The 21,645-nt window shown below is 55.6% G+C and carries 23 protein-coding genes; 1 reads left to right on the top strand and 22 read right to left on the bottom strand.

Features of this window, described 5'->3' with window-relative positions:
• Window positions 1–118 precede the first annotated feature (118 nt).
• Complete coding sequence (locus EDD73_RS02140) at window positions 119–1,066, bottom strand: ribose-phosphate diphosphokinase (RefSeq protein ID WP_131918050.1); 948 nt, start codon at window positions 1,064–1,066, stop codon at window positions 119–121.
• Window positions 1,067–1,158: 92 nt separating this feature from the next.
• Entirely contained in the window at window positions 1,159–2,529 is a 1,371-nt protein-coding gene (glmU, locus tag EDD73_RS02145) for a bifunctional UDP-N-acetylglucosamine diphosphorylase/glucosamine-1-phosphate N-acetyltransferase GlmU (RefSeq protein ID WP_131918051.1), read from the bottom strand.
• Between the two features lie 165 nt (window positions 2,530–2,694).
• On the opposite strand from glmU, the gene EDD73_RS02150 reads away from it, so the two are divergent.
• Window positions 2,695–3,981, top strand: coding sequence for a putative amidoligase domain-containing protein (locus EDD73_RS02150; protein WP_131918052.1), 1,287 nt, complete (start codon window positions 2,695–2,697; stop codon window positions 3,979–3,981).
• A gap of 95 nt (window positions 3,982–4,076) precedes the next feature.
• On the opposite strand, the gene spoVG is transcribed toward EDD73_RS02150, so the two are convergent.
• From spoVG to EDD73_RS02250, 20 genes are all read right to left on the bottom strand, one after another.
• Window positions 4,077–4,358: a septation regulator SpoVG gene (spoVG, locus tag EDD73_RS02155; RefSeq protein ID WP_131918053.1), complete on the bottom strand. Its 282-nt coding sequence runs from the start codon at window positions 4,356–4,358 to the stop codon at window positions 4,077–4,079.
• A 202-nt stretch (window positions 4,359–4,560) separates the two neighbouring features.
• The gene (locus tag EDD73_RS02160; protein WP_165876268.1) at window positions 4,561–4,860 is read right to left on the bottom strand and encodes a ferritin family protein; all 300 of its coding nucleotides are present in this window, start codon (window positions 4,858–4,860) and stop codon (window positions 4,561–4,563) included.
• A gap of 15 nt (window positions 4,861–4,875) precedes the next feature.
• On the bottom strand, window positions 4,876–5,457 hold the full coding sequence (locus EDD73_RS02165) for a hypothetical protein (protein ID WP_131918055.1): 582 nt from the start codon (window positions 5,455–5,457) through the stop codon (window positions 4,876–4,878).
• A gap of 217 nt (window positions 5,458–5,674) precedes the next feature.
• Window positions 5,675–6,367 carry a GntR family transcriptional regulator gene (locus EDD73_RS02170; RefSeq protein WP_131918056.1) on the bottom strand — a complete coding sequence of 231 codons (693 nt, stop codon included), beginning with the start codon at window positions 6,365–6,367 and terminating at the stop codon, window positions 5,675–5,677.
• On the bottom strand, window positions 6,364–7,251 hold the full coding sequence (gene ispE / locus EDD73_RS02175) for a 4-(cytidine 5'-diphospho)-2-C-methyl-D-erythritol kinase (protein WP_243116764.1): 888 nt from the start codon (window positions 7,249–7,251) through the stop codon (window positions 6,364–6,366). The genes EDD73_RS02170 and ispE overlap by 4 nt, the downstream gene beginning before the upstream one ends.
• 184 nt (window positions 7,252–7,435) lie before the next feature.
• Window positions 7,436–8,146, bottom strand: a complete 711-nt coding sequence (locus EDD73_RS02180; RefSeq protein ID WP_131918058.1) for a sporulation peptidase YabG — start codon at window positions 8,144–8,146, stop codon at window positions 7,436–7,438.
• A 154-nt stretch (window positions 8,147–8,300) separates the two neighbouring features.
• Window positions 8,301–9,629, bottom strand: coding sequence for an ammonium transporter (locus tag EDD73_RS02185; protein WP_131918059.1), 1,329 nt, complete (start codon window positions 9,627–9,629; stop codon window positions 8,301–8,303).
• Window positions 9,630–9,786: 157 nt separating this feature from the next.
• On the bottom strand, window positions 9,787–10,125 hold the full coding sequence (locus EDD73_RS02190) for a P-II family nitrogen regulator (RefSeq protein ID WP_131918060.1): 339 nt from the start codon (window positions 10,123–10,125) through the stop codon (window positions 9,787–9,789).
• A gap of 277 nt (window positions 10,126–10,402) precedes the next feature.
• Window positions 10,403–11,260, bottom strand: coding sequence for a 16S rRNA (adenine(1518)-N(6)/adenine(1519)-N(6))-dimethyltransferase RsmA (gene rsmA, locus EDD73_RS02195; RefSeq protein WP_131918061.1), 858 nt, complete (start codon window positions 11,258–11,260; stop codon window positions 10,403–10,405).
• Complete coding sequence (gene rnmV, locus EDD73_RS02200) at window positions 11,250–11,825, bottom strand: ribonuclease M5 (RefSeq protein ID WP_131918062.1); 576 nt, start codon at window positions 11,823–11,825, stop codon at window positions 11,250–11,252. The genes rsmA and rnmV overlap by 11 nt, the downstream gene beginning before the upstream one ends.
• Window positions 11,826–11,878: 53 nt before the next feature.
• Entirely contained in the window at window positions 11,879–13,165 is a 1,287-nt protein-coding gene (locus tag EDD73_RS02205) for a 3D domain-containing protein (RefSeq protein WP_131918063.1), read from the bottom strand.
• A gap of 153 nt (window positions 13,166–13,318) precedes the next feature.
• Window positions 13,319–14,095: a TatD family hydrolase gene (locus EDD73_RS02210; protein ID WP_131918064.1), complete on the bottom strand. Its 777-nt coding sequence runs from the start codon at window positions 14,093–14,095 to the stop codon at window positions 13,319–13,321.
• 1 nt (window position 14,096) lies between these two features.
• Window positions 14,097–16,130, bottom strand: coding sequence for a methionine--tRNA ligase (gene metG / locus EDD73_RS02215; protein WP_131918065.1), 2,034 nt, complete (start codon window positions 16,128–16,130; stop codon window positions 14,097–14,099).
• A 30-nt stretch (window positions 16,131–16,160) separates the two neighbouring features.
• On the bottom strand, window positions 16,161–17,036 hold the full coding sequence (rsmI, locus tag EDD73_RS02220) for a 16S rRNA (cytidine(1402)-2'-O)-methyltransferase (RefSeq protein ID WP_131918066.1): 876 nt from the start codon (window positions 17,034–17,036) through the stop codon (window positions 16,161–16,163).
• Between the two features lie 11 nt (window positions 17,037–17,047).
• Entirely contained in the window at window positions 17,048–17,359 is a 312-nt protein-coding gene (locus EDD73_RS02225) for an initiation-control protein YabA (RefSeq protein WP_131918067.1), read from the bottom strand.
• A 47-nt stretch (window positions 17,360–17,406) separates the two neighbouring features.
• Complete coding sequence (locus EDD73_RS02230) at window positions 17,407–18,123, bottom strand: PSP1 domain-containing protein (RefSeq protein ID WP_131918068.1); 717 nt, start codon at window positions 18,121–18,123, stop codon at window positions 17,407–17,409.
• 12 nt (window positions 18,124–18,135) lie between these two features.
• Window positions 18,136–19,113 carry a DNA polymerase III subunit delta' gene (gene holB / locus EDD73_RS02235; RefSeq protein WP_131918069.1) on the bottom strand — a complete coding sequence of 326 codons (978 nt, stop codon included), beginning with the start codon at window positions 19,111–19,113 and terminating at the stop codon, window positions 18,136–18,138.
• 42 nt (window positions 19,114–19,155) lie between these two features.
• Window positions 19,156–19,809: a dTMP kinase gene (gene tmk / locus EDD73_RS02240; RefSeq protein WP_131918070.1), complete on the bottom strand. Its 654-nt coding sequence runs from the start codon at window positions 19,807–19,809 to the stop codon at window positions 19,156–19,158.
• A gap of 18 nt (window positions 19,810–19,827) precedes the next feature.
• A complete protein-coding gene (locus tag EDD73_RS02245) occupies window positions 19,828–21,366 on the bottom strand; it encodes an aminotransferase class I/II-fold pyridoxal phosphate-dependent enzyme (protein ID WP_131918071.1) in 1,539 nt (512 codons plus the stop codon).
• A complete protein-coding gene (locus EDD73_RS02250; protein ID WP_131918072.1) occupies window positions 21,363–21,644 on the bottom strand; it encodes a hypothetical protein in 282 nt (93 codons plus the stop codon). Before EDD73_RS02250 ends, EDD73_RS02245 begins: the two co-directional genes overlap by 4 nt.
• Between the last annotated feature and the right edge of the window lies 1 nt (window position 21,645).

The raw sequence follows: 21,645 nt of genomic DNA on the forward strand, positions 1-21,645 counted from the left end.
CGCCAAAAGCGCCCTGCAGTCAAGCGACTACAGGGCGCCTTCTTTATTTTACGGACGGATAAACGGAACCGCCTTTCCCAGCCAAAACGATGGCACCGGAGCGCTTTAGTCCCGAGCCTCAGTCAAAGAGCTTACTTACCGAAAGATCTTCATGGATGCGAATGATCGCTTCCCCGATCAACGGTGCCACCGAAAGCACTTGAATCTTATCGATGCGCTTTTCCGGCGCCAGCGGGATCGTGTTCGTCACGACCAGTTCTTTCAAACTCGACTTGGCAATCCGTTCAATCGCCGGTCCCGACAACACCGGGTGCGTACAACAAGCGTACACTTCTTTGACCCCGCGATCAAGGAGTGCCTGCGCACCGTTGACAATCGTGCCCGCTGTATCAATGATATCATCAGTCATAATGGCGGTTTTGCCTTCGATATCACCGATGACATTCATAACCTCGGACACATTCGGTTCGGGACGGCGTTTGTCGATGATCGCCAGCGATGCACCAATCCGCTCCGCTAAATCCCGTGCCCGTGTGACACCACCCAGGTCCGGTGATACGACGACGACATCTTGCAGCCCCTTATTCAGGAAATACTCCGCCAAGATCGGTACACCGGGCAAATGATCAACAGGAATATCAAAGAATCCTTGAATTTGTCCGGCATGCAGATCCATGGTCACGACCCGCCGCGCACCGGCTGCCGTCAGAATATTGGCCATCAGCTTGGCGGAAATCGGTGCACGAGCACGCACCTTCCGGTCTTGCCGTGCGTATCCATAATAAGGTAAGACCGCCGTAATCCGCCGTGCCGACGCCCGGCGCAACGCATCGACCATAATCAACAGTTCCATAATGTTTTCATTGACCGGGTAGGACGTGGGCTGTACGACAAAAATATCAGCGCCCCGTACACTCTCGGCAATATTCACATGGATCTCGCCATCGCTAAAATGAGTCACCTTCGCGGATCCCACCGAAACCCCCAGATACTCGGCGATCTCCTCTGCAAGCGCCGGATTGGCATTGCCCGCGAAAATCTTCAACTTACGGTTAAAAAAAGACATAAGGCACCTCCAATTGGGTTTCGGATCAAGCCACGGCTACTGATATTCCCGTATCGCCGTCGGCTCTATGATTATTCGTGCATGGTAGTTTTTTATTGTTTCTTCGTTCGATTCCGAAAGCCATCCACATTCCGTTGTGGTGCCCGTTCAATGGCCAACGCTTCCGGAGGCACATCCTTTGTAATGGTCGAACCTGCACCAATGATCGCTCGTGCCCCCACATGAACCGGCGCAACTAAATTCGTGTTTGACCCGACAAACGCTCCATCATCAATCGTTGTCAACCACTTATTTTCCCCATCATAGTTACAAGTAATCGTCCCTGCGCCGATGTTGACGCCGGTGCCCAGCACCGCATCACCGACATAGCTGAGATGAGGTAACTTGGAACCGGCACCAATCCGTGACTTTTTAACTTCGACAAAATCACCTACCTTGACATCCTCAGCGAGTTCGGTGCCGGGGCGCAAATAGGCAAAGGGGCCTATGGAACAGCCATCGGCAACCTGACTCCCCAACACCACCGAGTTTTGAATCACCACACCATTGGCAATCACACTGTCGCGAATGCGCGTCAGCGGCCCGACAGTGCAGTCCTCACCGATGACGGTCTGCCCCTCCAACATCGTCTGCGGGTAAATCACCGTGTCTTTGCCGATACGAACGTCTGCCGATAACCACACGCTCGATGGATCAAGCATGGTCACACCGGCGTCCATCCAATACTGGCGCAAGCGCTCTTGCATCACCTGTTCCGCTTCGGCTAACTGCCGACGCGAATTGATCCCCAAAATCTCTTGAGTATCCTGCACGATGTGAGCACCGACAACACCGCCACGGTCACGGAAAATCGCCAGCACATCCGTAAGATAATACTCGCCTTGTGCATTGACCGGTCGAATCTCATCTAAGGCGGTCCACAGCGCAGCCCGTTCAAAACAATAGGTCCCTGAGTTGATTTCCGTAATCGCTTTTTGTTCCGGTGTGGCATCTTTTTCTTCTACAATCGCGACTACATGCCCTTGGTCATCGCGCACCATGCGCCCGTACCCCGTTGGTTCGGGAACGACGGCCGTCAGCACCGTCGCCATCGCGCCACTTTGCTCATGGGTTTGCCACAAATCAGCCAGCGTTGCACCGCGTAGCAACGGCGTATCACCACAAAGCACCATCACCGTCGTCACATCATCCGGTATCAGCGTACGCGCCATCATCACCGCATGACCCGTACCCAACTGCTCTTGCTGCCACGCGACCTGTGCACGGTCGCCTAGGCACGCTTGTACGGCATCGCCGCCATGACCGATGACCACCACCGGCGTTTGTACATCACAGGTTTCCACCGCATCCAACACATGCATGACCAGCGGTTGTCCCGCTACCTCATGCAGCACCTTGGGCCGGTTTGAGCGCATCCGCGTCCCTTTTCCGGCAGCGAGGACGATGACCGCCCTTTTTCCCATTGATAAAGCCTCCTGTATCGTCGCCCTGGATCGCTCAAGTTTTCATGCGCTTTTTTATCTCAACCGAAATCAAGAAGTGAAAATTGCGCAATCATCGTCTACTATTCCACATGACTGCGCGGTTTCCTTTCATTCCGACAAAAAATTGTCGGCGAGGTGACTCATTTGGATACGATTCTCCTTCATGCCCACCGGCGCTCCGGTCAGCGCCTGGCGGATGCACTCGGCTGTCCCCATATGACCTCGGTACCGTCCGAAACACCGGATACGCTTATTTGCTTTGGCCGTACCGCCGAAGCCCAAGGGCGCCTGCTCACGCTCAACCCCGTTTCCGTCTTGCAAGATTTTACCCAACAACAAGCCCTCCGGCTTTATCGTATTCATAACGTACCTTTTGACCACCGGGGCAGCGACCGCCGCGTGCTCACGGTCCATATCGTTGACGGACGGATCATCGCTGTGCAAACCCGTAATACACTCACCGCCTCCGAGCGAAAAAAAGCACTGGGAACGGCCATGCGCGCCCTATACCTCAGCGGTGCCGACTTTGGCGCCGTCAAAGTCGCTGTGCCCGTTCGTGGCTATCCTCGGTTGCTCAGCATCCACCTGGCCCCGAACCTCACACCGCGACTGGCACGCATCTATGCGCCGGCCCTGCGGGAATTGATCGTCGAGCGGCTTACACCGTCGCCGGCACCGGAAAATTTGCTGCTCGGTGCCGATCCCGAATTCATGCTGCAGCATCGCCGCACCGGCAAAATGATCGCAGCCCGCCGGCATTTTACGCCGCAAGGCAGCATCGGCTGTGACCAGCGCAGTGTTATCGGCGAAGTGCGGCCCCAACCGCAAAAAAGCCCCCGTGAGCTCACGGACACCATCCGCCGCCTGCTCCTGCGTGTGCATCGCCGCATCGCGCGGTATCCGTTGCGTTTGGTCGCCGGCTCACAGCCCTTTCCTCAATTCCCCATCGGCGGCCATATCCACTTTGGCAATGTGCCGCTTCGCTTCCGCTTCTTGCGCGCTCTCGACCATTATTTGCTGATCCCTCTCTTCCTGATCGAGTGCACCGCCACAGCGAAGCAACGCCGTCGTTACTACGGCGGCATTGGCGACGTTCGCGTGAAAAGCTCCATCCATTTCGAATATCGCTCACCGGCCAGTTGGCTCATCAACCCCGAAATTACCCTGGCCACCTTTACCCTGGCGCAACTCATCGCCACCCATTTTCACAACTTGCCGGCAACGTTTCTCCACAACCCGGCCATTGCCCGGCAGCTTTACCTGGGCAATAAAACCTATTTTCGCGAGCAATGGCCCGGACTGCGCCAAAGCCTCGAAGCATTGCCTTCTTACAGCACCTGTACGGCCGATCTCCAACCGCTATGGCAGATGATTGACGAAGGCCGTGAATGGGATGAGAAACGCGATATCCGTGACGCCTGGGGGATCTGATCCGCACCGGGATCGATGCTAATAAATATAAAAAGAGATGCATCGCATCTCTTTTTTCATTCTAGCTAAAAATATCTGTCATGTTGTGAAGAAGTTCAGGCAATTTCATTGCTAGCCGAATCGGCAATTGCTGTTTGATATGCATCCAGCACAGCAGTTGCGATTATCTCACGGGCATCCGTCGAAATCGGATGAGCAATATCCCGATAATCACCTTCCGTCGTTTTGCGGCTAGGCATGGCCACGAACAACCCCTTTTGCCCTTCCACCACCTTGACGTCATGCACCACAAAGGCATTGTCAAAAGTGACGGAAACGATGGCCTTCATTTTGCCTTCCAGGTTTAGTTTGCGAACTCGGACGTCAGTGATATTCATGGTCTCACCACCTTCCTGAATCCTCTCGTTGTCCTAACCTTGTACTTATTCGACCAATGGCATTAGATCCCTTCATCATAGTAAATAAAATTTAGATAAATATTCTACGTCTTCCTCGTATTATCGCCACAATTCCTTTAGACCTTTTATGTAAAAAAACAAAGCCTCCGCTGCTCTGTGTAGAACAGCCGAGGCAACGTCGTCAGTCCGGCGGCAACCGTTCGGGGCTGCGGGGGGAGACGGACCCGGGGCTGCGCGGAGACAAGGTCCGTTTTCCTTCTCCCGCCGGCTTACGCCCACGAGTCAGTTCTTTAGATACGATCATCTTTAACTGGCCCAGCAATTGCTGCTTGTGATCCATCTCCTGTCCCGCCAGCGCCTGAAACAACACTGACGTTTCGCTTAACCCTTCTTTTTTCGCTTCTTCCGCAAATTTACGGTAATTATAGTAAGCCGCCTGTTCATAGACGAGCGCCTTAAGAATATTTTCCTTGGTGCGCACCATGGCCCACCTGGCCTAACATTCTTTTTCCATGTCTAACTCACCATAGACAACAACGTCGGTAAAACGGGTCAATTTGACGATGACATCGGCAAAGACCAGCACATCCGCCGGTGTTCCTGTGGCGACTGCGCTATCGCCTGGCGTGCAGGTCTCGCCCCGGCGCAACACCACGTCAAAGCGCACATTGCGCACCAGCACTTCGGCATCTTCCACTTCATCAGCCAGCTCCGCTACGGTGAGCGACGGGCAGAACTCATCAAGTTGGATAATTTTCGTGAATGTACCGGGAATCACGTCCACTGCCCGTGTTCCTTCGGCACTCTTCACTAAAAAGACCAGTTCAAAGTTGATGGTGATCGTCACGTTCCCGTTGATATTGACGATGACATCCTCACGGCGGTCAAAGTCAAAAATGATGTTTTCAATGGCGACAATCGGCCTTCCGTTAACATTCTGAAGACAAACCCGTTGCGGAATCACGCGTGGCGGTACCACCGACGTGTCCAGTGAGAAAAAGATCGGCTCATCTTTTTGAATGTTTTTGGCCACCACGACTTGAGCAAACAACTCAATGGTGCCGTTCTTGGTGTCCATGTGCATCCTCCTTCTTCCACATACCCGGTTAAGTTCCATGCTTTTCGGCTCGCCACATACTATGATGCCTGCACCCAAGAGGTGAGCCAACCACATCCTCTTTTTTCCTGACTCAGGGCAGCGATGTAGTACTGCTTCATACTATGATGGAAATGCCCAATACGTGAAAAACCCTGGAAAAAACGTTCCATTCGTTTTTCCAGGGTTTTGCTTATGGTCATGACGGGCTTTTTTTCTTGACGGCGCCCATCGCTTCCAGCATGCTGTTTTCGGCATTCTCAATATGCTCCCACGCCAGCGATTGGGCTAACTGGACGTTGCGGGCCTCAATGGCTTCGACGAGCTTGCGGTGTTCATCGACAGCTTCCATGCGCCGCCCGGGGTCACTGAGCGACGTCGTCCGGAAGCGCCGCAGCTGCTCGCGCAGGTTGTTCGTGATTTGCACCAACCGTTGATTGCGGCTGGCTCGGTACACACAATCATGAAAATCGATATCGGCTTCGACCATCAGATTCAGATCGGCATCTTCCGTCACAGCGGCATAGCGATTGAGCCGCCGTTCCATCTCTTCCGTTTCTTCTTCGGTGATCCGCTCCGCCGCCAATCCCGCGGCCAGCGCCTCCAGGGCGGCCCGCAACTCAAATACATCGGTAATATCCTTGACCGACACACCGGCCACATAAGCACCTTTGCGGGGCACCATCACGACAAAGCCTTCCAACTCCAGCTTACGGATCGCTTCCCGTACCGGCGTCCGGCTGACACCTAACTCTTCCGCCAGTTGAATCTCCATCAAGCGTTCACCGGGCTTAAGCACACCGGCAATAATCGCCTCGCGCAGGTGCTCAAAAACAATATCCCGCAAGGGGCGATAATTATCCAGTTTCAGCGGTACAAATCGACGAGTCATCCTTCGTTACCCTCCTGCTCTGTAAGTGTCTTGGCTACCCATACTCCATATCCCGACCAATAGGCCGACTGTTCGATGGCCTGCGCAGCCTGCCGGGCCACATCCTCGTGCTCGGTAAAGCCCAAGATTGTCGGGCCGCTTCCCGACATGAGTGCCCGATCACAGCCGTGGCGCACCAGTGCTTCTTTAAGCTCCTGCAACTCCTGGTGCCACCCGATCGTTACCTGTTCCAAGTCATTGCCGACGGCCGCGATCAACGCCCCGTAGGACCCAGCCGCCAAGGCCGCCATCACCTTCGCCGTGGCCCCTTCGCGGTGCTGTCCACCTGGATAGGGCGGAGCGCCCAGCGCTTGATACACGCGCGGTGTCGATGCGCCAAAAGGAGGCTTGACCACAACCAACCAAAAGGTGGGTGCCGCCGGCAATGCGGTCAATTGTTCTCCCCGGCCCGATGCCAGCGCCGTACCGCCGCGGATCAAAAAGGGGACGTCCGATCCCAATTCCGCCGCCAGCGCCTCCATCTCGGCCAAGGACCAACCCAAGCCCAACAGCCGGTTCATCAGCTTGATCGTGATGGCCGCATCGGAACTGCCGCCGGCCAGTCCGGCGGCTACCGGAATGTTCTTGACCAGGTCGATCGCCACACCACCGGTTCGTCCGGCTCGCGCCAAGACCAATGCGGCGGCACGATATACTAAATTGCTTCGATCGGGCGGCGCCTCCGAGGAGCCACCGGATAAAAACACACCCGATCGGCTTACTTCCTCAACGTGAACGCGATCAAATAAGGCAATGGTCTGCATCACCATCGACACCTGATGATAACCATCATCACGACGTCCCAGAACATCTAAGGATAAATTAATCTTGGCGGGCGCCAGCATCTGCACCGCAAACCACCCCTCTTTCCCACATCATTTCCGTGCAGATCGTCCATTTACGTATTCCGCAAACAATGCTATTCTCCTTTTTTACGTTATTGATTTCCTGTCCACCTCGATGCTATGAAAAAAGCCGCTTCCACATGAATGTGAAAGGGCAAGAGTAGTTCCCCATCACCATACGGTCTTACCGCTGTTTACAAAGCGCCTTGACTGTCAAGACCGGATCAAGTACCGTCATCCATTCCTGATCCGTCTCCACAACCGCATCGGCACCGGCCGTTCGCAGTGCTTCTGCACAAGATTGACAAGCGCCGGCCACGATTTTTAAATCATTGCCGCTGCGCGCCCGCCGTCGCGCTTCCGCAATCGCTTCAGTCAAGTACTCGGTATGATGCTGCTTGTACGTTCCATCGGGCAGTCGGTAGGCCCCGTCATGGCCTGTCAATACCAAGAAGTCCGCCGGATGAGACTCCAGATAGCTGCCGACCACATCGGCAAACTCTTTTTCCTCATGAAAATAGCCGCACGCTGCGATATTCAGCTTACGATAGGCATCCAGACAAGCCGACAATGCCTCTTCATCACCATCGAGATGAAGAACCCGCCGGGGGCGCCCATCGTCACTGCTCCCACGGGACCGCGCTGCACAAGCGGCCTCAGCGGCGGCCAACCGCTTGTGATGAAGCAACAGCATCCGTTGGCGATAACGAAATACTTCCAGCAGCGGCGGCACCTGCAAATCACTGAGCGGTGCATCCGCTTCTAAGCGCACATCCAATCCCTGTAAACGAGCATCGGGCTCCTCTTCACCCGGTGTAATCTCAACCACACGAAAAAAAATATCATTACCATAGGAGTTGCGGGTTACACTGTCCCCAACTCGAACTTCCCTCATTGCTTACATCTCTCCTATTCACCACGTTTCTCGTCGACGGGGTGAGCCCAACATCTTCGTCGCTACAGCCTATGTCGACCTTTCCACGCAAGTGCCAAAAAGCCAAGACCCTGCCTACCACAGAATATGGCAGGCAAGGCCTTGGTGATCGAAGTTAGAGATGTGGTTGATTCGGCATCGTCACCATCTTCGGCAAACCGGAAGGGTCACTGTTCAAGCTCGTGTGCCCAAAACTACCCCCTTGAACGGCAAAGCCCGCATAGGCCTCTTCACCATGTTGAGTAAGATCCAGCCCCGTGTATTCTTCTTCCGCCGTTGCCCGTGCTTTGGTGATCCCATTGACTGCGTAGTAGATGATAATCGTCGCTGCTGTTGCAAAGGCGTAGCTAGCAGCAACAGCAATCAACTGTTTGATCAGGAGATCCACGTTACCGGAATACAACAACCCGTCAGCACCGGCCGAATTCACCGCTGTTGTCGCAAAAATTCCTGTGGCAATCGCCCCCCAGGTGCCGCCCAGACCATGAATGCCAAAAGCATCCAGTGCATCGTCATAGCCCAACCGGTGCTTCATGAGCACACCCATGTAACAAAGGGGACCGGAAATCAAGCCCATCACAACGGCCGCACCGGGAGTAACAAAACCAGCCGCCGGCGTAATCGCTACCAACCCGGCCACAGCACCGGAAGCGGCCCCTAACAGCGTGGCTTTGCCTTGGCGCATCCATTCCACCATCACCCAGCCAACAACACCGGCCGCCGCCGCCGTATTCGTCGTCACCAAAGCACTACCGGCCAGACCGTTGGCACCCAAGGCGCTGCCGGCGTTAAATCCAAACCAACCAAACCATAAAAGTGCAGCACCGAGGACCGTCAAGGGAAGATGATGCGGCGGCATCGGTATCGTTCCAAGACCGCGCCGTTTCCCCAGCAGCATCGCCAAAACCAATCCGGATACACCGGAAGTAATATGCACGACCGTCCCGCCGGCAAAATCAAGGGCGCCGAGCGTACGAAGCCAACCGCCAACGCCCCAGACCCAATGGGCTACCGGGAAATAAATCACCGTTACCCACAGCACCATAAAAAGCATAAAGAAAGGAAAGCGAATTCGTTCCGCAAAAGCACCGCTGATCAACGCCGTCGTGATAATCGCAAACATCAACTGAAACATGGCAAAGACATTGTGGGGAATCGTCGCTGCATAATCGGGATTGGGCTCACTGCCCACACCGTTAAACAATGCCCAGTCAAAGTTACCGATGAGACCGTGGTTATCAGGGCCAAAGGCCAGGGAGTAGCCATAGAGGACCCAAAGCACCGAAACCATACCAATCATAATGAAGCTATGCATCATCGTACTGAGCACATTTTGTTTGCGGACCATCCCACCATAGAAAAAAGCCAACCCCGGCGTCATCAGCATCACTAACGCTGCCGACATCAAAATAAAGGCTGTATCACCCGTATCGATTCTCAACATCTCGCTTCCTCCTATCTGCAAAAAACAAAAAGCTCCCGAAGGAAGTGCTTCCACTTCCCTCGGGAGCTCCAGTGCTCCTCGTTGCTGTCCCCATTCCGGACAACGTGCTGATGCCGCTACGGGCCGGACGCGTTAACCTGCGCCCCTTAATGGACGATTACAGTGCTTCTTCGCCTTTCTCACCGGTGCGAATCCGCACAGCCGTTTCTACCGGGTAAACAAAGATCTTACCGTCACCGATTTCACCGGAACGGACTTGTGTTGTAATAATATCAAGCAACTGATCGACCATCGCATCGGGTACAATCACTTCTAACTTCACCTTGGGCAACAGATCAATTGAGTACTCGGAACCACGATAAAAACCTTTTTTGCCTTTTTGCAGGCCGCACCCTGCCACTTGCGTCACTGTCATCCCCCGGACACCGGCTTTGTTCAGCGCATCTTTGACTTCATCTAATTTGACAGGTCGAATAATCGCTTCGATTTTTTTCATTAAGTCCCACTCCCTCTCTGGCTTATTCATTGTTCTCCCTTCCGCATGGTGATCAGGAGGACCTTCTCTGAGCAATTCATCTTGTTTCCTGTTAGCCAACCTAAGTACAATCGCTCTCGAAAAAGCTGCAAAAAAAAACAAAGATCATCGATGAGCTACCACCGGACGTCTTTGTCGTATCTTTATTGTAGCGGGGGATTGCCTTTTTGACAATCCCCCTTTTTCAATTTTTTCATTTTTTTAACCAAAGGTTGGCAAACACTTTGATTTGTAAGCCTCAAACAAAGAGATCGGCCACGCGGGCAAACTCCTCCAACGTCAATGTTTCCCCGCGGCGCACCGGATCGATCCCACAGGCATGCAGTTGGTTGTGCAGCGTTTCTTTGGTCCGATCGCCGGCCAGTACACCCAGCGCGTTGAGCAACGTTTTGCGCCGTTGCTGAAAGGCCGCCGCGACAACACGGAAAAAGACAGCTTCATTTTGTACGGTCACTGCCGGCTCAGCGCGGCGGTCCAAGCGAATCACCGCCGAACTCACCTTAGGCGCCGGCACAAAGGCTCCCGGCGGCACGATCGCCACCATCCGGCCCCGGCAACGATATTGCACCGCCACCGATAAGGCGCCATAATTCTTCGTCCCCGGCGATGCCAAGATCCGCTCGGCCACTTCCTTTTGTACCATTAACACCAAGTGGGACACAGGAAAATTACCTTCGAGCAAATGCATCAAAATCGGTGTTGTAATGTAGTAGGGCAAGTTGGCGACGAGCGCGAAGGTATCGCCCGTTCGATAGGGTGCCGTCACGGCACCGTAATCGACTTGCAAAGCATCTTGCCAGAGGACGGTCACTTCCGGACATTGTTGCTGCACGTCGCCGAGTAATTTTTGCAAGCGTTCATCGACTTCCACGGCGACAACCTTCCCGCCGGGGCGAACAGCTTCGGCCAGATCATAGGTCAAGGTAGCCGGTCCGGGGCCAATCTCGACGACCACATCACCGGGCGCCAGTTCTGCCGCTTCGACAATCTGGCGCACGTAACTTCGATCGTGCAAAAAGTTTTGCCCTAACCCTTTTTTGGCATAAATCCCGTACGTCGCCAATCGCTGCTTTAATGGCCCTGTGTTATTGCTCATGCCTTGTCTCCTGCTGCTCAGCCGCTAAGGCGGCCTCAATTTCCTGTCGGCTCAAACCAAAATGATTGATCCGCTGTAAGAACTGCTTGGCATTGGTGCGCCCAATGCCCAATCGTTCCCCCACTTGCTCCCGCCGCGCACCGGCACCGGGCGCCCCATCGAGTCCCCAGTTCCACAGATCGGCTTTGGTAAAGACCTCCTGCACCGCATGCCGGGCCTGAGGCGACCGCGCCGCTTGCAAGGCTTGCCGTATCGCTTCGGGCGAAGCATATTCCACGCCAACGCCACGACCGTTGCGGGCTTGTGCCCGCGGCATGAAGGCATGGCGGACACCGGGGACGGCTTCAGTGACCCAACGGCGGATCCGCTCACCGGGCCCGTCCGGATCGGTAAGCACAATGACGCCGCAGCGCTCTTGGGCCGCGCGAATCGTCGCCAACGTCTTGTCACTTAACCCTAAGCCTTGTGTGATCACCACCGCCGCATCGACAGCGCGTTTGACGGCAACCAGATCATCACGCCCCTCGACAACGATCAATTCGTGGATTTTCTCTTTGCCGTTCATCGTTTCCCCCAACGCCAGAAAAGCCCACCCGAACGGGTGAGCTCCAGCCGGCTTTATTTTAAAACATACACTTTGACATTGCGCTTACCCCAACGTCTAGCTTCCCCGTTTGTCTCCATAAATAAATCTATTTTATCGCCCACGATCGCACCGCCGCGATCCATGGCACGGGCAAAACCATAACCTTCAACATAGAGACGGGAGCCCAAGGGAATGACCGAGGAATCCACCGCCGCCATGCCGACTTCCGGATAAACACCGGAGGCCGTATTGTTACCTGTATGTGTATACGCCGTCGCTGACATGTAACGAGCCTCTTTAATATGTAAATCGAGACCGCCACGCGACACATGATCAATCGTACCCATCGCCACGACTTGGTTGACAGGTGGACGAATGACTTTTTGCTCTACAATTTCCCGCCGAACTTCTTTACCATCTTCATAGGTGATCCGTGCTTTATGTCGTTCCAGCCCGTTTTTGCCACGGGAGACAATTCGACGCAAACCACGTTCCAGGTTGGGATCACTTTGTTGCGCAACACGAAAAGGTATCACTTGCTCCGTCGTAATCTCTTTTTGACGAACGCGAATGACCCGTACCTTCTGTGGTTGATCAACCAGTGTCTCCAACGAGGGCTCAACCCGGTCCAAGGGTTTCACTTCGATCTGCGCTTCGGCCAGCAAGTCTTTGACTACACGAGGTGTCGTCAGTAAAACTTTCTGCTTGCCATCGGCCCAAACGTTGACAGAAAATGCACGAGTCACCTTGATAACTGTGCCATCGGCCAGCTTCGTTTGGGGCTCCGGTTCCAAGCGATCTTTTTCACCTAAGACAATCTCTTTTTCCGCCAAAGCTTCGCTCACTGTTTTTTTGAAGGTCGACACCTTCATCGGATTGCCGTCAACATCGATGATAATTTGATTTTCCATCCAGTGGTAGCCGCCCCAACCGCTGAGCAACAGCAAAACAACCGCTACGATCCAAGCTTTTTGCGGACCACCTTGAAACCATCCGGTAAAATGGGCATACCATGCCCCCGACGGTACGGTACTTACCGTATCGTCACTTACTTCGCCTGCAACCGCTACAGGCATCGTCGCGCCTGGCTCATGCCTGCGAATGGCTGACCCCTCGCGCTTTTGAAATAACGTTGGAATCATCGACCAAGCCCGAGCCCATCCCTCGAAGCTGCGCGAACCGAGTGACTTGCCGAACTCGATCATGTGCTGCATCATTTGTTGAATCCCCGGCCAAATACCATCCGCTAGACTCTTTGCCTTTTGCACGGGTTGAGATAACCTTCGCCGTTGTTCGGTGCCAAACTTACCGTCCGACATAACAGGCCCCCTTCCTCATCGGTGCAATTGTGTTGTTCGTCTTCACGGGACTTTTTCATTGTACCGAAGAGGAAGCAGGTTGTCAAAGCCACGATTGTAGAAATATGGGTTTTGTCACCATAAATGTTTCGACATGTATTTCATCTCTTGGAATCAGGGTACGGGAATTCCAAATAAGGCACACCCGTTGCGCAACGTTTGCTCTGCCAGCACGGCCGGCTCCATGGCCCGCAACTCGGCGATCCGCTCCGCGATTAGGGCCACATTGGCCGAATCATTGCGCGTACCGCGCAAGGGATGAGGCGCCAAGTAGGGCGCATCGGTTTCAATCAGCAACCGTTCCAGCGGCACTTGCCGGGCAATATCAAGCAAGTGCCGCGCATTGGTATAGGTCACGGGACCGGCCAAGGAAATATGAAATCCCAGCTTTAAACAGTGCTGCGCCATCTCCCAACTGCCGGAAAAACAATGCAGCACGCCACCGCGCAGGGTTGGCGCCGCTTCCTCCAAGATGGCCATGACATCGCCGTGGGCATCGCGATCATGGATGATCACCGGCTTGCCGAGACGGCGGGCCAAGTCCAACTGCGCCCGAAACACCTGGCGCTGCTGGTCACGGGGCGAAAGATCGCGATAATAATCCAAGCCCATCTCACCGATGGCCACCACTTTCGGATGGGCCGCCATCTGCTCCAGCTGGGTAAGGACCGTATCATCAACGCCCACCGCATCATGGGGGTGAATACCGACGGCCGCATAGATCGGTTCGTATCGCTCGGCCAGATCGATTGAACGCGCCGACGATACCAAGTCATAACCGACATTGACAATGCGCGTAACGCCGGCAGCGGTGATCTTGGCCCAAAGGGCATCCCAGTCGTCAGCAAAGCGCTTATCGTCCAGGTGCGCGTGGGTATCAAACAAGCCCATCCTACTTCACCCGGCTCCCTGCCGGCAGATCGCTGTCCACCATGAGGACTTCCAACTGATCGCCATGTGAAGCTGCGAGAATCATCCCGTGGGACATAATGCCGCGCAATTTAGCCGGCTTGAGGTTGGCGATGAGGACAACCTTTTTGCCGATCAGTTGCTCCGGACTGTAGTGTTTGGCGATGCCGGAAACAACGGTGCGTTCTTCCGCGCCGACCTTCACTTGCAGCTTCATCAGTTTATCGGTCTTGGGTACCCGCTCAGCCTGCAGGATCTCGGCAACACGCAAATCCAGTTTGGCAAAGTCATCAATCGTGATTTCTTCCGTCGATACGGGCGCAATTTCCGCGGCCGCCGGTGCTTCCGGTGCGACGACCGGTGCAGCGGCCCCTTCCGCTTGCGGTACGGCCGTCGTTGCTTTTTCTGATTCCATCCCCTTGGGTTCCTCCTTCGTATCCGTCGCTTCCTCGAGCAAACTTAGATCAATGCGGGGGAAAATCGGCTCCCCTTTGGCGACCTTCGTTCCCGACGGCAGCAATCCCCAGCCCGTAGCATCCCAGCCCTGCAGATCGGTCCGTTCGGCAATGCCTAACTGACCAAACATATTGGCCGGTACATTGGGCATAGCCGGCTGCAGCAGTACCGTCACGATGCGCAAGCTCTCAAGCATGTGATAAAGCACCGTTGCCAGTTCCGCCTCGGCACCGGGCTTTTTGGCCAGTGCCCAAGGTGCCCGCTCGTCAATATATTTATTCATCCGGCCCACGAGCTTACTGACGGCGCCGTAGGCATTGGCCAGATCAAAGCGGTCCATCCGCTCCTCAAATTGCACCACCGTCGCCGCCGCCAAGGCTTGCACTTCTTTTTCCAGCTCACCTTCGGCGGCCGGATCGGCTGCCGGGATCACGGCGCCGGCAAATTTTTCGACCATCGACAGCGAGCGATGGAGCAAGTTCCCCAGATCATTGGCCAGATCCGTGTTGATGCGCATGGCCAACGCTTCTTCGGAATAATAGGCATCTTGTCCCGACGGCAGTTCCCGCAGCAAGTAGTAGCGCAGTGCATCGACACCGTACCGCTCCAGCAGTGCCAGCGGATCAACCAGGTTCCCTTTGGATTTGGAGATCTTACCGGAAGACAGCAACAGCCAGCCGTGACCAAAGACTTGCTTCGGCAAGGGCTCGCCCAGGGCCATCAGGATGATCGGCCAGATGATCGTGTGAAAGCGCACAATATCTTTACCGACGACATGGATATCGGCCGGCCAGTAGCGGCGGTACTGTTCATCTTGATCGCGGCCGTAGCCCAAGGCCGTGATGTAGTTGGACAGCGCATCAAACCAAACATAGATCACATGCTTCTTATTGATCGGTACGGGAATTCCCCAAGCAAAGGTCGTCCGGGATACGCAAAGATCTTCCAGCCCTTGCTTGATAAAAGCAATCATTTCATTGCGTCGGCTGACCGGTTGGATAAAGTCAGGATTGGCTTCGATATGGGCCAGCAAGCGATCCTGATATTTGGACATACGGAAAAAGTAGCTTTCTTCTTTAACCAGTTCGACCGGCCGCTGGCAGTCCGGGCACAGTTTTTCACCGTTTTCACCCTTCTCCAACTGCCGTTCCAGCCAAAAGGCTTCACAAGGTGTGCAGTACCAGCCTTCATACTCGGAGCAGTAAATATCGCCTTGATCATAGATCTTCTGGAAGATCGCTTGTACGCCCTGGATGTGACGCTCATCGGTCGTGCGGATAAAATCATCGTACTCGATTTGCAAGCGGCTCCAGAGATTTTTAAACGACGCCACGATCGGATCGACGTAGGCTAAGGGTTCTTTCCCCTGCGCCCGCGCCTTGCGCTCGATCTTCTGGCCATGCTCATCGGAACCGGTTAAAAAGCGCACATCATAGCCCCGCAGGCGCTTGTAGCGGGCCATCGTATCACTGGCCACCGTCGTATAGGCGTGACCAATATGCAAATGATCGCTGGGATAATAAATGGGCGTCGTAATATAAAAAGTCGGTTTGGAACTCAAACTGATCGCCTCCTCGCAACGTTGCTGCTATTATTCTTGCCCTTTCAGCGCCAACTGCAGACGATAAGCTTCCCGTTTGGGAATGCCCATCGTTAGCGCTGCCGCTTTCAGTGCTTCCTTGCTGTCCATGCCGGCTTCCCTGCACCGAGCCAGTTCGGCTTGCAGACGTAGCTGACACCCTTCCGGGTCCGCTTCCCAGTCCAGCGGGGCCGCTTCCTCCGGCGGTCGTCCGCCGATGACTAAGGTACATTCGCCGCGCACACCGTCAGCCGTGTCCGCCTCCAAGGTCGCTAAGGTCCCTCGAAGCACCTGCTCGAATTTTTTCGTCAATTCCCGCACCAGCGCCGCCGGTCGCTCCGCCCCCAGCACAGCCGTCAGTTCCTTGAGCGTCGCCGCCCAGTGGTGCGGCGCCACATAAAGAATCATCGTCCGTTCCTCTTGCGCGAGACGCTGCAACCGTTCACGGCGCTCCTTTTTCCCTTGTGGCAAAAAGCCTTCAAAGACGAACCGATCCGTCGGCAAGCCCGATAAGACAAGGGCCGTCACCGAAGCCGACGGCCCAGGCAAGACTTCCAGCGGCAAACCCTGAGCGATGCAGGAGCGGATCAAGTCTTCCCCCGGATCAGAGATACCCGGCATCCCCGCATCCGATACGAGCACCACCGTCTCACCGGCGGCCACCCGCTCCAGCAACAGATTCCCTTTGCCCAGGCGGTTATGCTCATGATAGGCCGTCAAGGGCACATGAATGTCAAATGCACTGAGCAACTTGCGCGTATGCCGCGTATCTTCCGCCGCAATCACATGGGCCTGTTGCAGCGCTTGCAGCACCCGCAAGGTAATATCCTGCAAATTGCCGATCGGTGTGGCGCAAACCAACAACTTGCCTTGCCCTTCAGCCACCATGCAGCACCTCATCATTCCTTATGTAAAAATGTCATGCAAAACAAGCACTCTTCACCGGTGCGCGGTTGCCCGAAATGAACATGGCAAATGTGAAAGCCCTCTTGATACAAGCGGGCCAGGTTGTCGTAGCCCTCCCCTTGCAGCATCCGCGCATTATCTTCCACACGGTTCATTTCTTCCGGCGTTACATTCGCCCGCTGCGCGCGCAGGCGTTGATTTTCCGCTTCTAAGGCATAGGCTTCCATCTTGAGCAATTCGATCTCGGCCAACAACCCTTGAAGATGCTCTTCCAGCGCAATCAGCCGTGTGGTAATTTTTTTCATGCTGCCACCTCCTGGCGATCCAAGCGTTACAGCAGAACGCCCGTTCTTCACGATGGACCTTCAATCATTTCCGCAGGAATCGTATTGGCATCGGACCGTTCCCGGCGACGACAATGTTCTTTGCGTTCATAACAGTCATTTTCAAATTTGAGGCAACACATCAACCGGCCACAGATCCCGGAGATCTTCGTCGGGTTCAAGGACAGGTTCTGATCCTTGGCCATGCGAATCGATACGGGCTCAAAATCGCCGAGAAAAGAAGCGCAACAGAGCACACGGCCACAAGACCCCAAGCCGCCGATCATCTTGGCTTCATCACGCACACCGATTTGCCGCAGTTCGATCCGCGTGCGGAAAATGGCCGCCAGATCCTTGACTAGTTCCCGGAAGTCCACACGCCCGTCGGCCGTAAAGTAAAAGATGATTTTGGACGCATCAAAGGTATATTCCACATCGACCAGCTTCATCGGCAAGCGATGCTGGGTAATCTTTTTTTGACAAACCTCAAAGGCATATTTTTCTTTGACTTGATTTTCTTCAACCTTGTGCGCATCTTCCTCCGTAGCCAACCGCAACACTTTCTTCAAAGTGCTGACCACATCTTCCTCGGCTACATCGCGCGGTGCGATCACCACTTCGCCAAACTCAATGCCCCGTGCCGTCTCGACAATGACCCGGTCATGCAAGGCAATCGTCAAGTCACCGGGGTCAAAATAATAGACTTTACCCGTCTTTTTAAACCGCACGCCTACAATCTTAATCACGGCTTTTCCTCCTCACCGGCGCCGCACGTGCTCGCGCAACGTCATCAACAAATCCTCCACCAACAGCTTGCCGCTGACGTTACTCGTCAGCCAGTTACGCGCTGCCAGCACTTTTTCGACACCATCGAGCAACGCCGCCGGCGGCCAATGGACTAACAACCCGGCGCAGTCACCGTTGACGATCAAGGACTCAGGCACCTGCTGGTTGATCAACAACTGATCGCGCATCAACAAGGCCATCGTGTCGAGCAATTCAGCGATACCTTCTTTATTTTTATCCCACTCTTCGGCCCAGCGAAAGATCGTCACTTCGCCGGCCTGGGGCAGTTCTTTCAGGAGGGCAATCGCTTTTTCCCGGATCGGCGGCGGTCCTTCTTTGGCCAGGCGCGCCGCCCGGTCCCAACGACCTTCCGCCAGCAGCGTGAGCAAAGTCACTTGCGTTTCCGCCACCCCTTGACCTTGTAAAAAGGCGGCAATCGCTTCATCCGGCACAGGGCCAAAAGCCACCGGTAAGCAGCGCGAACGAATCGTCTCTAACAGTGCCTGCCCGCGATCGCTGATCAAGATAAACACGACCGGCCCCGGCGGCTCTTCCAAGATCTTGAGCAGCGCATTGGCCGCCGGCGGTTGCATCGTATCAGCCTGCTCCATGATCACCACTTGGCTCGGTGACTCATAGGGACGATAGCGAATGCGCTGACGCAATCCGCGAATTTGATCAATTTTCAAGGTTGCACCATCGGGTTGCAACCACGTCATATCGGGATGATTGTCCGACAGATACTGACGGCACGACGGACATACGTCACAAGCATCACCGGCTTGGGGCTGCAAGCAAAGAATCGACTGCGCAAAGGCCCGGGCAATCGTTTTTTTGCCGACACCGGGCGTTCCGGAAAACAAGTAGGCATGACCGACGCGCTCATGGATCAACCCTCGCTGCAGCGAACGAATCACCTGTTCTTGTCCTTCCATCGCTGACAACCGCACAGGTCATCTCTCCTCCGTCATCATCTCCCAAACCGGCCATTTTCAACCGTGATCGTCCGTAAAATCCTCACCGGCCGGGAGCAGTTCCGGCGCCCAAGGCCGCAGCGCTTCGATCACACGGCGGTGCACTTGAGCAATCGCGCCGCCGGCTTCGATCAACTGCAAGCGCCGATCCTTCGCAGCCAGTTCCCGAAACCCCTGCTGCACGCGCACTTGAAAATCATAGCCGGCCAGTTCCATACGATCGGCCGGGCGTTGCCCCGTTCGCGCTTGACCTTCCCTGGGGTTGACATCAAGCACCAGCGTCACCTGGGGCCGCAATCCGGCCGTGGCCCGGTCATTTAACAGTTCCAACATGGCGCAGTCCATGCCCCGGCCATACCCTTGATACGCCAGCGTCGAGTCGATAAAGCGATCGCAGATCACGACCTCCCCGGCTTCCAGGGCCGGACGAATCACCTCGGCCACCAGTTGCGCCCGCGCCGCTTCGTAGAGCAGCACTTCCGCTAAGGGATCGACCTGGTACTGCGGATCAAGAAGTAACCGGCGTACCGCTTCACTGACCGGTGTGCCGCCCGGTTCACGGGTCTGTAGCACCTTGCGGCCGCTGCGCCGGAACGCCTCCGCGACTAAGGCGGCCTGCGTCGTTTTGCCGGCACCATCGACGCCTTCGAACGTAATAAACAAGCCGGTCATGGCCACCCACCTTACTGATCATTCATCTAAAATTGCGATCGTTGCCAGCGTCGGATCGGCCGGCCCCTGCCATTGGGCACCGGCTTGTCCCAGCAACGCCACCGCTTCGCATACTTCGGCGGTAAGCACTTCGCCCGGTACCACCAGTGGAATTCCCGGCGGATAGGGGCAGATCATCTCACCGATCACCTGTCCTTGCGCTTCCCGCCATGGCACGATCCGACGCGGCGCAAAAAAAGCCTCCCGTGGTGTGCACACCGCCGGCGGCAAGTGGCGGAATAACGCCGACCAGGATGCACCGTTTCTTCCATCAGCTCCGGAGCCGGGGCTGCCGGCCAACTCCTCCGCCAGGGCCGTTACGGCTTGCTCCAACTTGTCATCGGTACCGGGCGCATCAAAGGGAGAAAGCAGAAACAAAAGATGATCACGGCCGGCCAGTTCAGCTTCGATGCCCCATTGCCGGCGCAACCATTGTCTTGCCGTAAAACCAGTAAACGCCCCTGCTGACCAAGCGATCATCAGGCGCGTTCGATCCAAAATACTGCCTGGAACACAGGACAATATTTCTTCACCCCAGAGGTGAAATCCTTTGAGCCGCTTCAGCTTTTTTCGTAATTGATCGGCCCGGGCCATCGTTCTGGCCCACAGTTCATCGCCGCACTCCTCCAGTTGTGCCCGCGCCAGATCTAACGATGCCATCAATAAATAGGAAGGACTTGTGGTTTGCTGGACCGTCAGGGCCTGGCGAATCCGCAGCGATGCATCGCGCCAGCCTGGCGGATCGTCCGCCCCCAACCGCAAATGCAGCATCGCTGCTTGCGTCAGCACCGGCAGCGTCTTGTGACTGCCCTGGACGACCGCTTGCGCCCCCAGTTCCAGTGCCGGCGTCGGTAACGCCCCGGAAAAGGCAAAGGCTCCGCCATGAGCTTCATCTACCCACAGCGGCACTTGCTGCGCCTGGGCGATCCGGCGCCAGGGGGCGAGATCTTCAGCAATGCCCCAGTACGTCGGCCGCAACGCCAGGCAGGCAGCCAGGGCGGCGGCCGGCTGGGTAGCTGCCGGCTTCATGTCTGCCGACTCCGTAACTACCAGATCCGTAACAACTGATTCCGTAACAACGGACTCCGTAACTGCCGACCAATCGGTCCCGATCGGTAAGCCCGTCCCCGGCTCACAGATGGGCGGTACATAACTTGGCACCGCACCGCTTAGCACCATCGCGCCAAAAGCGGCTCGGTGGCTGGCCCGCGGCAAAAGCACCCGGTCGCCAGGCTTAAGCATCCCCAAAAACAGTGCTTGAATCCCGACGGTCGCTCCCTGGACCAGAAAAAAAGTTTCATCAGCACCAAAGGCCTCGGCCGCCAATTGTTGCGCTGCTTGGATCGGCCCCGTCGGTGCATGCAGATCATCCAGGCCCGGTACTTCCGTCACATCCAGATCGACAGTCAGGGGATGCTTTGCAAAAGCTCGTCCCTGTCCATGGCCCGGCATGTGCAATCCGACGATCCCAGCCTGCCGGTAGGCCTGTAACGCTTGCCAAAGTGGTCGCTCCTTCAATCATGCCGCCCCTTTTTTACCTTCATTGTGCCCAGCCGCGGCCCTATGGCCCCTCCCCCGGGAACGAGATAGCGACGCCAACGCCGGTGATGGCGCCAGCGCTCACGCAGCACCCGAAAGAGTTCGTCATAGACACCTTCCCCGTCCGTGGAAGCGGCGGCCGCTTGCCAGCAGCGATCACAAAGGAAGAATCCACCGATCCACCAACCACCGGCAATACCGCGCTCCGGCGTTTGCTGACAGAGGGCACAACAGGGCGCCACTTTTTGCTCGTTCATA

It is taken from the genome of Heliophilum fasciatum (assembly GCF_004341395.1).
Classification (GTDB): Bacteria; Bacillota; Desulfitobacteriia; order Heliobacteriales; family Heliobacteriaceae; genus Heliophilum; species Heliophilum fasciatum.